This window comes from Pseudomonas sp. LBUM1678 (assembly GCF_059695575.1).
Window position 1 is genome coordinate 4,371,183 of sequence record NZ_CP166775.1, and the last position, 12,064, is coordinate 4,383,246.

Sequence of the window (12,064 nt, forward strand, 5' to 3'; positions counted from 1 at the left end):
ATTTCGCTATCTGAATTTTACTTGCACCGTGTTGTGCCATAAAATCAGCGGGATTGATTGCTGCGACATATCGTCACTGCGTTGTTTCTTTTTCAAGCTCAGAGACCTTTGCTCTCTGTTAAGGATTTCCAGCATGCCCGAAGCGACAGGACTCATGGCCCACAACTGGGGCTTTGCCATTTTCCTTCTGGGCGTCGTCGGCCTTTGCGCCTTCATGCTCGGCGTCTCCAGCCTCCTCGGGTCAAAAGCCTGGGGCCGCAGCAAAAACGAACCGTTCGAGTCCGGCATGCTACCTACAGGTGGCGCCCGCTTGCGGCTCTCAGCCAAATTCTATCTGGTCGCGATGCTCTTCGTGATCTTCGATATCGAAGCCCTTTTTCTCTTTGCCTGGTCTGTGTCCGTCCGCGAAAGCGGCTGGACCGGATTCGTCGAAGCTCTCGTTTTCATAGCAATTCTGTTGGCAGGTCTTGTCTACCTGTTCCGAGTGGGCGCCCTTGACTGGGCTCCGGAAGCTCGTCGCAAGCGGCAGGCGAAGCTGAAACAATGAGGCTTTGGCAATGCAATACAATCTCACCAGGATCGACCCCGATGCTCCTAACGAGCAGTATCCGATTGGCGAGCGGGAAACCGTTTCCGATCCGTTAGAAGATCAAGTTCACAAAAACATTTTCATGGGCAAGCTCGAAGACGTGCTTAACGGCACCGTCAACTGGGGGCGCAAGAACTCCCTGTGGCCGTATAACTTCGGTCTTTCGTGCTGCTACGTGGAAATGACCACCGCCTTCACGGCGCCCCACGACATCGCGCGCTTTGGCGCCGAGGTTATCCGGGCATCGCCGCGCCAGGCGGATTTCATGGTTATCGCCGGTACCTGCTTCATCAAGATGGCGCCGATCATTCAGCGTCTCTACGAGCAAATGCTCGAACCTAAATGGGTTATCTCCATGGGTTCGTGCGCCAACTCCGGTGGCATGTACGACATCTACTCCGTCGTTCAAGGGGTGGACAAGTTCCTGCCCGTGGACGTCTACGTGCCTGGCTGCCCGCCCCGTCCTGAAGCTTTTCTGCAAGGCTTGATGCTCTTGCAAGAGTCGATTGGACAGGAGCGTCGTCCGCTTTCCTGGGTCGTCGGCGATCAAGGCGTGTACCGCGCCGAGATGCCTTCGCAAAAGGAACAGCGCCGCGAACAGCGAATCGCAGTCACCAACCTGCGCAGCCCCGACGAAGTCTGATCCAGATCTGCTTCTTTTATAGAACGAGACACTGGCTTCATTCTTTACGTTGACCGAAAGCGATAAATAACCATGACTACAGGCAGTGCTCTGTACATCCCGCCTTATAAGGCAGACGACCAGGATGTGGTCGTCGAACTGAACAACCGTTTTGGCCCCGAGGCGTTCACCGCCCAGCCTACCCGCACCGGCATGCCGGTGCTTTGGGTTGCGCGTGCCAAACTCGTCGAAGTCCTGACTTTCCTGCGCAACCTGCCCAAGCCGTACGTCATGCTTTATGACCTGCACGGCGTGGACGAGCGTCTGCGCACCAAGCGTCAAGGGCTGCCAAGCGGCGCCGACTTCACTGTGTTCTATCACTTGATGTCGATCGAACGTAATAGTGACGTAATGATCAAGGTCGCCTTGTCCGAGAGCGACCTGAACGTGCCGACCGTGACCGGTATCTGGCCGAACGCCAACTGGTACGAGCGTGAAGTGTGGGACATGTACGGCATCAACTTTGCCGGCCACCCGCACCTGACCCGCATCATGATGCCGCCGACCTGGGAAGGTCACCCGCTGCGCAAGGACTTCCCGGCCCGTGCCACCGAGTTCGATCCGTTCAGCCTGACGCTGGCCAAGCAACAGCTTGAGGAAGAAGCCGCGCGCTTCAAGCCTGAAGACTGGGGCATGAAGCGTTCCGGTGCGAACGAGGACTACATGTTCCTCAACCTCGGCCCTAACCACCCTTCCGCGCACGGTGCGTTCCGCATCATCCTGCAGCTGGACGGTGAAGAGATCGTTGATTGCGTACCTGACGTCGGTTACCACCACCGTGGTGCCGAGAAGATGGCCGAGCGTCAGTCCTGGCACAGTTTCATTCCGTACACCGACCGTATCGACTACCTCGGCGGCGTGATGAACAACCTGCCGTACGTGCTCTCGGTCGAGAAACTGGCCGGCATCAAGGTGCCCGAGAAGGTCGACGTCATCCGCATCATGATGGCCGAGTTCTTCCGGATCACCAGCCACCTGCTGTTCCTGGGGACATACATCCAGGACGTCGGCGCCATGACCCCGGTGTTCTTCACGTTCACCGACCGTCAGAAGGCGTACACGGTAATCGAAGCCATTACCGGTTTCCGTCTGCACCCGGCCTGGTACCGCATCGGTGGCGTCGCCCACGACCTGCCACGCGGCTGGGAAAAACTGGTGAAAGACTTCGTCGAGTGGATGCCAAAGCGTCTGGACGAATACCAGAAAGCCGCTCTGGACAACAGCATTCTCAAAGGCCGGACCATCGGCGTCGCCGCCTACAACACCAAAGAAGCCTTCGAATGGGGCGTCACCGGTGCAGGCCTGCGTTCGACCGGTTGCGACTTCGACCTGCGTAAAGCGCGACCGTACTCCGGTTACGAAAACTTCGAGTTCGAAGTGCCGCTGGCCGTCAATGGCGATGCCTACGATCGTTGCATCGTGCGCGTCGAAGAAATGCGCCAGAGCATCAAGATCATCGAGCAGTGCATGCGCAACATGCCGGAAGGCCCGTACAAGGCGGATCACCCGCTGACCACGCCGCCACCGAAAGAACGCACGCTGCAACACATCGAGACCCTGATCACGCACTTCCTGCAAGTTTCGTGGGGCCCGGTCATGCCGGCCAACGAATCCTTCCAGATGATCGAAGCGACCAAGGGCATCAACAGTTATTACCTGACGAGCGATGGCGGCACCATGAGCTACCGCACCCGGATTCGCACCCCAAGCTTCCCGCACCTGCAGCAGATCCCTTCGGTGATCAAAGGCAGCATGGTCGCGGACTTGATCGCGTACCTGGGTAGTATCGATTTCGTTATGGCCGACGTGGACCGCTAAGCATGAACAGCACGCTTATCCAGACAGACCGTTTCACCTTGAGTGAAACCGAGCGCTCGGCCATCGAGCACGAGCTGCATCACTACGAAGACCCGCGCGCGGCGTCGATCGAAGCCCTGAAAATCGTTCAGAAGGAACGTGGCTGGGTGCCTGACGGCGCGCTCTACGCCATCGGCGAGATCCTCGGCATCCCGGCCAGTGACGTTGAAGGCGTGGCGACGTTTTATAGCCAGATCTTCCGTCAGCCAGTCGGTCGCCACATCATTCGCGTCTGCGACAGCATGGTCTGCTACATCGGCGGCCACGAATCCGTTGTCAGCGAAATCCAGAGCAATCTGGGCATCGGCCTGGGTCAGACCACCGCCGACGGTCGTTTCACCCTGCTGCCGGTCTGCTGCCTCGGCAACTGTGACAAGGCGCCGGCGTTGATGATCGACGACGACACTTTCGGTGATGTGCAGCCTGCCGGCGTTGCCAAATTGCTCGAGGGCTACGTATGACCCTGACCTCCTTCGGTCCTGCCAACCGCATCAAGCGGTCGGCTGAGACTCACCCGCTCACCTGGCGTCTGCGTGACGACGGCGAAGCCGTGTGGCTCGACGAGTACCAGGCCAAGAACGGTTACGCCGCAGCGCGCAAAGCCTTCGCCGACATGGCGCAAGACGACATCGTCCAGACCGTGAAAGACGCTGGCCTTAAAGGTCGCGGCGGTGCAGGCTTCCCCACGGGCGTTAAGTGGGGCCTGATGCCCAAAGACGAATCTATCAACATCCGCTACCTGCTGTGCAACGCGGACGAGATGGAACCGAACACCTGGAAAGACCGCATGCTGATGGAGCAACTGCCCCATCTGCTGATCGAAGGCATGCTGATCAGTGCTCGCGCGCTGAAAACCTACCGTGGCTACATCTTCCTGCGTGGCGAATACACCACCGCCGCCAAGCACCTCAACCGTGCCGTGGAAGAAGCCAAGGCAGCAGGCCTGCTGGGTAAAAACATCCTGGGCAGCGGCTTCGATTTCGAGCTGTTCGTCCACACCGGCGCCGGGCGTTACATCTGCGGTGAAGAGACCGCACTGATCAACTCCCTCGAAGGCCGCCGCGCCAACCCGCGCTCCAAGCCGCCCTTCCCTGCCGCCGTTGGCGTGTGGGGCAAGCCGACGTGCGTGAACAACGTTGAAACCCTGTGCAACGTGCCGGCAATCATTGCCGACGGCGTGGACTGGTACAAATCGTTGGCGCGCGAAGGCAGTGAAGACATGGGCACCAAGCTCATGGGCTTCTCCGGCAAGGTCAAGAACCCGGGCCTGTGGGAACTGCCGTTCGGCGTCACCGGTCGCGAGTTGTTCGAAGACTACGCCGGCGGCATGCGCGACGGTTACACGCTCAAGTGCTGGCAGCCAGGCGGCGCCGGTACCGGTTTCCTGTTGCCGGAACACCTCGACGCACAAATGTACGCCGGCGGCATCGCCAAAGTGGGCACCCGTATGGGTACCGGCCTGGCCATGGCGGTGGACGACAGCGTCAACATGGTTTCCCTGCTGCGCAACATGGAAGAGTTCTTCTCCCGTGAGTCGTGCGGTTTCTGCACCCCGTGCCGTGATGGTTTGCCGTGGAGCGTCAAGCTTCTGCGTGCGATCGAGAACGGTGAAGGGCAAGCCGGCGATATCGAGACCCTGCTGGGTCTGGTCGGTTTCCTCGGCCCGGGCAAGACCTTCTGTGCTCACGCACCGGGCGCCGTGGAGCCGTTGGGCAGCGCAATCAAATACTTCCGTCCAGAGTTCGAAGCCGGCATCGCGCCCACCAGCGCCGCCGTCCCGCCTCTGGCAAGGCCGATCGTAGTCGGCGCGTAAACGCTTAAAAAGGCGAAGGGTCCGTGCCCTTCGCCTTCCCGTTCGATGACGCCCTTCATGGGCTGTTTTGATTCGCACGAATACAAGATTCCATTAGCCACGCCCGCTGACACCGGGCCAACGAAGAACTTTGAACCATGGCCACTATCCACGTAGACGGCAAAGAGCTCGAAGTCGATGGGGCAGACAACCTGTTACAGGCATGTCTGTCGCTAGGCCTCGATATCCCTTATTTCTGCTGGCACCCAGCCCTGGGCAGCGTTGGCGCTTGCCGCCAGTGCGCGGTCAAGCAGTACACCGACGCCAACGACACCCGTGGTCGGATCGTCATGTCCTGCATGACCCCTGCCACCGACGGCAGCTGGATCTCCATCGAGGACGAAGAAGCGAAAGTGTTTCGCGCCAGCGTCGTTGAATGGCTGATGACCAATCACCCTCACGACTGCCCGGTCTGTGAAGAAGGCGGTCACTGCCACCTGCAAGACATGACGGTGATGACCGGCCACAACGAGCGCCGTTATCGCTTCACCAAGCGCACTCACCAGAACCAGCAACTGGGCCCGTTCATTTCCCACGAAATGAACCGCTGCATCGCTTGCTACCGCTGCGTGCGCTTCTATAAGGACTACGCCGGCGGCACCGACCTCGGTGTATTCGGCGCCCACGACAACGTGTACTTCGGTCGCGTTGAAGACGGCACCCTGGAAAGCGAGTTCTCCGGCAACCTCACCGAGGTCTGCCCGACCGGTGTGTTCACCGACAAGACTCACTCCGAGCGCTACAACCGCAAGTGGGACATGCAGTTCTCGCCGAGCATCTGCCATGGCTGCTCCAGCGGTTGCAACATCTCCCCGGGCGAACGCTACGGTGAACTGCGTCGTATCGAAAACCGCTTCAACGGTTCGGTAAACCAGTACTTCCTGTGCGACCGTGGCCGTTTCGGCTACGGCTATGTCAACCGCGAAGACCGCCCGCGTCAGCCAAAGCTGGCCAACGGCGCCAAGCTGACCCTCGACGAAGCACTGGATAAAGCGGCTGACCTGCTGCGCGGTCGCAACATCGTCGGTATCGGTTCGCCCCGCGCCAGCCTCGAAAGCAACTACGCGTTGCGCGAACTGGTCGGCGCCGAGCACTTCTACTCCGGTATCGAAGCCGCTGAGCTGGAACGCATTCGTCTGGTCATGCAGGTGCTGAAAGACAGCCCGCTACCGATCCCGAACATGCGCGACATCGAAGACCACGATGCGATCTTCGTCCTCGGCGAAGACCTAACCCAGACCGCCGCCCGTATGGCACTGTCCCTGCGTCAATCGGTCAAGGGCAAGGCCGAAGACATGGCCGACGCCATGCGCGTTCAGCCTTGGCTTGACGCTGCAGTGAAGAACATCGGTCAGGACGCTCTGAACCCACTGTTCATCGCCAGCCTGGCTGAAACCAAGCTCGACGACATCGCTGAAGAATGCGTTCACGCCGCTCCAGACGATCTGGCGCGCATCGGTTTCGCCGTGGCTCACGCCCTCGACGCCAGCGCGCCTGCCGTTGAAGGCCTGGACGCTGAAGCGCTGGAGCTGGCCAAGCGCATTGCCGACGCCCTGCTCGCCGCCAAACGTCCGTTGATCATTGCCGGTACCTCGTTGGGTTCCAAAGCCCTGATCGAAGCCGCCGCCAACATCGCCAAAGCCTTGAAGCTGCGCGAGAAGAACGGTTCCATCAGCCTGATCGTGCCAGAGGCCAACAGCCTTGGCCTGGCCATGCTCGGTGGTGACTCGGTCGACGCCGCGCTGCAAGCCGTGATCGACGGCAAGGCCGATGCCATCGTCGTGCTGGAAAACGATCTGTACACCCGTACCGACAAAGCCCGTGTCGATGCTGCCCTGAACGCCGCGAAAGTGGTGATCGTGGCGGACCATCAGAAAACCGCCACTAGCGATCGCGCGCACCTGGTTCTGCCAGCCGCCAGCTTCGCTGAAGGCGACGGTACCTTGGTCAGCCAGGAAGGCCGCGCCCAGCGTTTCTTCCAGGTCTTCGATCCGACTTACCTCGACGCGAGCATCCTGGTTCACGAAGGCTGGCGCTGGCTGCATGCCCTGCGCGCAACCCTGTTGAACCAGCCGATCGACTGGACCCAACTGGACCACGTCACCGCTGCCTGTGCTGCAAGCACTGAGCAGCTGGCCGGCATCGTCAGCGCCGCACCGTCCGCCGCGTTCCGTATCAAAGGCCTGAAACTGGCGCGCGAACCGCTGCGTTACTCCGGTCGCACCGCCATGCGCGCCGACATCAGCGTGCACGAACCGCGTACTTCCCAGGATAACGACACGGCGTTCTCGTTCTCCATGGAAGGTTACTCGGGCTCCGTCGAACCGCGTCAGCAAGTGCCATTCGCCTGGTCTCCGGGCTGGAACTCGCCGCAAGCCTGGAACAAGTTCCAGGACGAAGTCGGTGGTCACATCCGCGCTGGCGACCCGGGCACCCGCCTGATCGAAAGCACCGGTGACTCGCTGAACTGGTTCGCCAGTGTTCCTCGCGCGTTCAACCCGGCTCCGGGCACCTGGCAGGTTGTGCCGTTCTTCCACCTGTTCGGCAGCGAAGAGAACTCTTCCAAAGCCGCACCGGTTCAGGAACGCATCCCGGCCGCTTACGTCGCTTTGGCCAAATCCGAAGCCGATCGCCTGGGTGTCAATGAAGGTGCCCTGCTCAGCTTGAACGTCGCTGGCCAGACCTTGCGTCTGCCGCTGCGCATCAACGAAGAGCTGGGTGCCGGTCTGGTCGCATTGCCGGCCGGTATTGCTGGCATTCCGCCGGCGATCTTTGGCAAATCCGTTGACGGTCTGCAGGAGGCAGCTCAATGACCTGGTTCACGCCTGAAGTGATTGACGTGATCATCGCGGTCCTCAAGGCCATCGTGATTCTGCTCGCCGTGGTGGTGTGCGGCGCGCTGCTGAGCTGGGTCGAGCGTCGTCTGCTCGCCCTCTGGCAGGACCGTTACGGTCCGAACCGCGTCGGCCCGTTCGGCGCGTTCCAGATCGCGGCCGACATGATCAAGATGTTCTTCAAGGAAGACTGGACCCCGCCGTTTGCCGACAAGGTGATCTTCACCCTGGCACCGGTCGTGGCCATGAGCGCATTGCTGATTGCCTTCGCGATCATCCCGATCACCCCGACCTGGGGTGTGGCGGACATCAACATCGGCATCCTGTTCTTCTTCGCCATGGCCGGCCTGTCGGTCTACGCGGTGCTGTTCGCCGGCTGGTCGAGTAACAACAAGTTCGCCCTGCTGGGCAGCTTGCGGGCCTCGGCGCAAACCGTGTCGTACGAAGTGTTCATGGGCCTGTCGCTGATGGGCATCGTGATCCAGGTCGGCTCGTTCAACATGCGCGACATCGTTGAATACCAAGCGCAGAACCTGTGGTTCGTGATTCCGCAGATCTTCGGTTTCCTGACCTTCTTCATTGCCGGCGTCGCCGTGACTCACCGTCACCCGTTCGACCAGCCGGAAGCGGAGCAGGAACTGGCCGACGGTTACCACATTGAATACGCCGGCATGAAATGGGGCATGTTCTTCGTCGGCGAGTACATCGGCATCGTGTTGATTTCGGCGCTGCTGGTGACCTTGTTCTTCGGTGGCTGGCACGGCCCGTTCGGCATTCTGCCGCAGATCCCGTTCATCTGGTTCGCGCTGAAGACCGCGTTCTTCATCATGTTCTTCATCCTGCTGCGCGCCTCGATCCCGCGCCCACGGTATGACCAAGTGATGGATTTCAGCTGGAAGTTCTGCCTGCCGCTGACCCTCGTCAACATGCTGGTGACCGCTGCGATCGTGTTGCTCAACACGCCCGCCGTCGCGGCTCAGTGAGGATAGAGAATCATGAAGTACATTTTTGACATCGTGCATGGCTTCTTCACCCAGCTTCGCAGCCTGGTGATGATCTTCGGCCATGCCTTCCGCAAGCGCGACACGCTGCAGTACCCGGAAGAAGCCGTGTACCTGCCGCCGCGCTTTCGTGGGCGTATCGTCCTGACCCGCGACCCTGATGGCGAAGAGCGTTGTGTAGCCTGCAACCTGTGCGCCGTGGCGTGCCCGGTCGGCTGCATCTCGCTGCAGAAAGCTGAAACCGAAGACGGTCGCTGGTACCCGGACTTCTTCCGCATCAACTTCTCGCGCTGCATTTTCTGCGGCCTCTGCGAGGAAGCCTGCCCGACCACCGCGATCCAGCTGACACCGGATTTCGAGATGGCCGAGTTCAAACGTCAGGACCTGGTTTACGAGAAAGAAGATCTGCTGATCTCCGGCCCCGGCAAAAACCCTGATTACAACTTCTATCGTGTTGCAGGTATGGCGATTGCCGGGAAGCCGAAAGGCTCCGCGCAGAATGAAGCCCAGCCGATCAACGTGAAGAGCTTGCTGCCTTAAGGAAGAAAGATGGAATTCGCTTTCTATTTCGCATCGGGTATCGCTGTTGTGTCCACGCTTCGCGTGATCACCAACACCAACCCTGTGCACGCCCTGCTCTACCTGATCATTTCGCTGATCGCCGTGGCCATGACGTTCTTCGCCCTCGGCGCACCGTTTGCCGGTGTTCTGGAAGTGATCGCCTACGCTGGCGCCATCATGGTGCTGTTCGTGTTCGTGGTGATGATGCTCAACCTTGGCCCCGCCTCGGTTCAGCAAGAGCGCGTCTGGCTCAAGCCCGGCATCTGGCTCGGCCCGGTCGCCCTCGGCGCCCTGCTGCTGGTTGAACTGCTGTACGTGCTGTTCAGCCACTCCAGCGGTCAGGCCATCGGCCACACCACCGTAGACGCAAAGGCCGTAGGCATCAGCCTGTTCGGTCCTTATCTGCTGGTGGTCGAACTCGCCTCGATGCTGCTGCTTGCCGCGGCCGTCACGGCGTTCCACTTGGGCCGTAACGAAGCCAAGGAGCAATGACGATGCCTGCTATCCCTTTGGAGCATGGTCTGGCGGTCGCCGGCATCCTGTTCTGCCTCGGTCTGGTCGGCCTGATGGTCCGCCGCAACATTCTCTTCGTGCTGATGAGCCTGGAGATCATGATGAATGCCTCCGCTTTGGCCTTCATCGTCGCCGGTAGCCGCTGGGGTCAGCCGGATGGACAGATCATGTTCATCCTGGTGATCAGCCTGGCAGCCGCCGAGGCCAGTATTGGCCTGGCGATTCTGTTGCAGCTGTATCGCCGCTTCCACACTCTCGATATCGACGCTGCCAGCGAGATGCGCGGATGAATCTTCTCTATCTGACTTTCGTATTCCCTCTTATAGGTTTCCTGCTGCTGTCGTTCTCACGCGGCCGCTTTTCGGAAAACCTGTCGGCGCTGATTGGCGTCGGTTCCATCGGCTTGTCTGCCATCGTCACGGCTTATGTGATCTGGCAATTCAACGTCGCGCCACCTGAAGGCGGTCACTACACCCAGGTGCTGTGGCAGTGGATGGCGGTGGAAGGCTTCGCGCCGAACTTCGCGCTGTACCTGGATGGTCTGTCCCTGACCATGCTCGGTGTAGTGGTTGGCGTCGGCTTCCTGATCCACCTGTTCGCGTCGTGGTACATGCGCGGTGAAGCCGGTTACTCGCGCTTCTTCGCCTATACCAACCTGTTTATCGCCAGCATGCTGTTCCTGGTCCTGGGCGATAACCTGTTATTCCTGTACTTCGGCTGGGAAGGCGTGGGCCTGTGCTCGTACCTGTTGATCGGTTTCTACTACAGCAACCGCAACAACGGTAACGCCGCACTCAAAGCCTTCATTGTGACCCGTATCGGCGACGTGTTCATGGCCATCGGCCTGTTCATCCTGTTTGCACAACTGGGCACGCTGAATATCCAGGAACTGCTGGTGCTGGCACCGCAGAAATTCCAGGCCGGCGACTTCTGGATGGTCATGGCCACCCTGATGCTGCTGGGCGGCGCTGTCGGTAAATCCGCGCAACTGCCGCTGCAAACGTGGCTGGCGGATGCGATGGCCGGTCCTACTCCGGTTTCGGCACTGATCCACGCCGCGACCATGGTAACCGCCGGTGTCTACCTGATCGCCCGTACCCACGGCCTGTTTGCGTTGGCGCCGGACATCCTGCACCTCGTCGGCATCGTTGGCGGCGTGACCCTGGTGCTCGCAGGTTTTGCCGCACTGGTACAGACCGACATCAAACGTATCCTCGCCTACTCGACCATGAGCCAGATCGGCTACATGTTCCTGGCGCTGGGCGTTGGCGCATGGGATGGCGCGATCTTCCACCTGATGACCCACGCCTTCTTCAAGGCGCTGCTGTTCCTTGCGTCCGGTGCGGTTATCGTTGCCTGCCACCACGAGCAGAACATCTTCAAGATGGGCGGCCTGTGGAAGAAACTGCCACTGGCCTACGCCAGCTTCATCGTCGGCGGCGCGGCCTTGTCTGCCCTGCCACTGGTGACAGCAGGCTTCTACTCCAAGGACGAAATCCTCTGGGAAGCGTTTGCCAGCGGCAACCACGGTCTGCTTTACGCAGGTCTGGTCGGCGCGTTCATGACTTCGCTGTACACCTTCCGCCTGATCTTCATCGCGTTCCATGGTGAAGCGAAGACCGAAGCACACGCCGGTCACGGCATCGCTCACTGGTTGCCACTGTCGGTGCTGATCGTGCTGTCGACCTTCGTCGGCGCAATGATCGTTCCACCGCTGCACGGTGTACTGCCACAAAGCGTCGGCCATGCCGGCGGCGAAGCCAAGCACAGTCTGGAAATCGCTTCGGGCGCCATCGCCCTGGCCGGTATCCTGCTGGCCGCGCTGCTGTTCCTCGGCAAGCGTCGTTTCGTCACTGCAATCGCCAACAGCGGCATCGGCCGCTTCCTTTCGGCCTGGTGGTTCGCTGCCTGGGGCTTCGACTGGATCTACGACAAACTGTTCGTCAAGCCATACCTTGCGATCAGCCACGCACTGCGCAGAGACCCGCTCGACCAGACCATCGGTCTGATCCCGCGTATGGCAAAAGGCGGCCACACCGCCCTGAGCCGTACCGAAACCGGTCAACTGCGTTGGTACGCGGCATCGATGGCAGCCGGCTCCGTGCTGGTCATCGGCGCCATCGTGCTGGTAGCGGTCTGAATATGAACCTTGCGAACTTGCGAAAGGAATTGAGC

At 60.3% G+C, this 12,064-nt stretch carries 11 protein-coding genes; all 11 read left to right on the forward strand.

What is annotated here, in order from left to right:
* The first annotated feature begins 133 nt into the window (after positions 1-133).
* The 11 genes from ACA070_RS19920 (at position 134) to nuoL (ending at position 12,029) form a co-directional block, all read left to right on the forward strand.
* Positions 134-547, forward strand: coding sequence for an NADH-quinone oxidoreductase subunit A (locus ACA070_RS19920; RefSeq protein ID WP_003223812.1), 414 nt, complete (start codon positions 134-136; stop codon positions 545-547).
* 10 nt (positions 548-557) lie between these two features.
* Positions 558-1,232 carry a NuoB/complex I 20 kDa subunit family protein gene (locus ACA070_RS19925; protein ID WP_010458867.1) on the forward strand — a complete coding sequence of 225 codons (675 nt, stop codon included), beginning with the start codon at positions 558-560 and terminating at the stop codon, positions 1,230-1,232.
* A 72-nt stretch (positions 1,233-1,304) separates the two neighbouring features.
* On the forward strand, positions 1,305-3,089 hold the full coding sequence (gene nuoC, locus ACA070_RS19930; RefSeq protein ID WP_463852410.1) for an NADH-quinone oxidoreductase subunit C/D: 1,785 nt from the start codon (positions 1,305-1,307) through the stop codon (positions 3,087-3,089).
* 2 nt (positions 3,090-3,091) lie between these two features.
* Positions 3,092-3,589, forward strand: a complete 498-nt coding sequence (nuoE, locus tag ACA070_RS19935) for an NADH-quinone oxidoreductase subunit NuoE (RefSeq protein ID WP_007946422.1) — start codon at positions 3,092-3,094, stop codon at positions 3,587-3,589.
* Complete coding sequence (nuoF, locus tag ACA070_RS19940) at positions 3,586-4,941, forward strand: NADH-quinone oxidoreductase subunit NuoF (RefSeq protein ID WP_497448025.1); 1,356 nt, start codon at positions 3,586-3,588, stop codon at positions 4,939-4,941. Before nuoE ends, nuoF begins: the two co-directional genes overlap by 4 nt.
* Before the next feature lie 137 nt (positions 4,942-5,078).
* Entirely contained in the window at positions 5,079-7,793 is a 2,715-nt protein-coding gene (gene nuoG / locus ACA070_RS19945; protein ID WP_497448026.1) for an NADH-quinone oxidoreductase subunit NuoG, read from the forward strand.
* Positions 7,790-8,797 (forward strand): NADH-quinone oxidoreductase subunit NuoH, encoded by a 1,008-nt coding sequence (nuoH, locus tag ACA070_RS19950; RefSeq protein WP_008146046.1) that lies wholly within the window; start codon positions 7,790-7,792, stop codon positions 8,795-8,797. The genes nuoG and nuoH overlap by 4 nt, the downstream gene beginning before the upstream one ends.
* Before the next feature lie 12 nt (positions 8,798-8,809).
* Positions 8,810-9,355, forward strand: coding sequence for an NADH-quinone oxidoreductase subunit NuoI (gene nuoI / locus ACA070_RS19955; RefSeq protein ID WP_007905075.1), 546 nt, complete (start codon positions 8,810-8,812; stop codon positions 9,353-9,355).
* Between the two features lie 9 nt (positions 9,356-9,364).
* Entirely contained in the window at positions 9,365-9,868 is a 504-nt protein-coding gene (nuoJ, locus tag ACA070_RS19960; RefSeq protein WP_348058466.1) for an NADH-quinone oxidoreductase subunit J, read from the forward strand.
* Positions 9,869-9,870: 2 nt separating this feature from the next.
* Entirely contained in the window at positions 9,871-10,179 is a 309-nt protein-coding gene (gene nuoK / locus ACA070_RS19965; RefSeq protein WP_010458852.1) for an NADH-quinone oxidoreductase subunit NuoK, read from the forward strand.
* Positions 10,176-12,029 (forward strand): NADH-quinone oxidoreductase subunit L, encoded by a 1,854-nt coding sequence (gene nuoL / locus ACA070_RS19970; RefSeq protein ID WP_497448027.1) that lies wholly within the window; start codon positions 10,176-10,178, stop codon positions 12,027-12,029. Before nuoK ends, nuoL begins: the two co-directional genes overlap by 4 nt.
* Positions 12,030-12,064: the final 35 nt, after the last annotated feature.

Coding starts and splice junctions, on each gene's coding strand:
- ACA070_RS19920 (WP_003223812.1), top strand. CDS start 134: ATGCCCGAAGCGACAGGACTCATGGCCCACAACTGGGGCTTTGCCATT.
- ACA070_RS19925 (WP_010458867.1), top strand. CDS start 558: ATGCAATACAATCTCACCAGGATCGACCCCGATGCTCCTAACGAGCAG.
- nuoC (WP_463852410.1), top strand. CDS start 1,305: ATGACTACAGGCAGTGCTCTGTACATCCCGCCTTATAAGGCAGACGAC.
- nuoE (WP_007946422.1), top strand. CDS start 3,092: ATGAACAGCACGCTTATCCAGACAGACCGTTTCACCTTGAGTGAAACC.
- nuoF (WP_497448025.1), top strand. CDS start 3,586: ATGACCCTGACCTCCTTCGGTCCTGCCAACCGCATCAAGCGGTCGGCT.
- nuoG (WP_497448026.1), top strand. CDS start 5,079: ATGGCCACTATCCACGTAGACGGCAAAGAGCTCGAAGTCGATGGGGCA.
- nuoH (WP_008146046.1), top strand. CDS start 7,790: ATGACCTGGTTCACGCCTGAAGTGATTGACGTGATCATCGCGGTCCTC.
- nuoI (WP_007905075.1), top strand. CDS start 8,810: ATGAAGTACATTTTTGACATCGTGCATGGCTTCTTCACCCAGCTTCGC.
- nuoJ (WP_348058466.1), top strand. CDS start 9,365: ATGGAATTCGCTTTCTATTTCGCATCGGGTATCGCTGTTGTGTCCACG.
- nuoK (WP_010458852.1), top strand. CDS start 9,871: ATGCCTGCTATCCCTTTGGAGCATGGTCTGGCGGTCGCCGGCATCCTG.
- nuoL (WP_497448027.1), top strand. CDS start 10,176: ATGAATCTTCTCTATCTGACTTTCGTATTCCCTCTTATAGGTTTCCTG.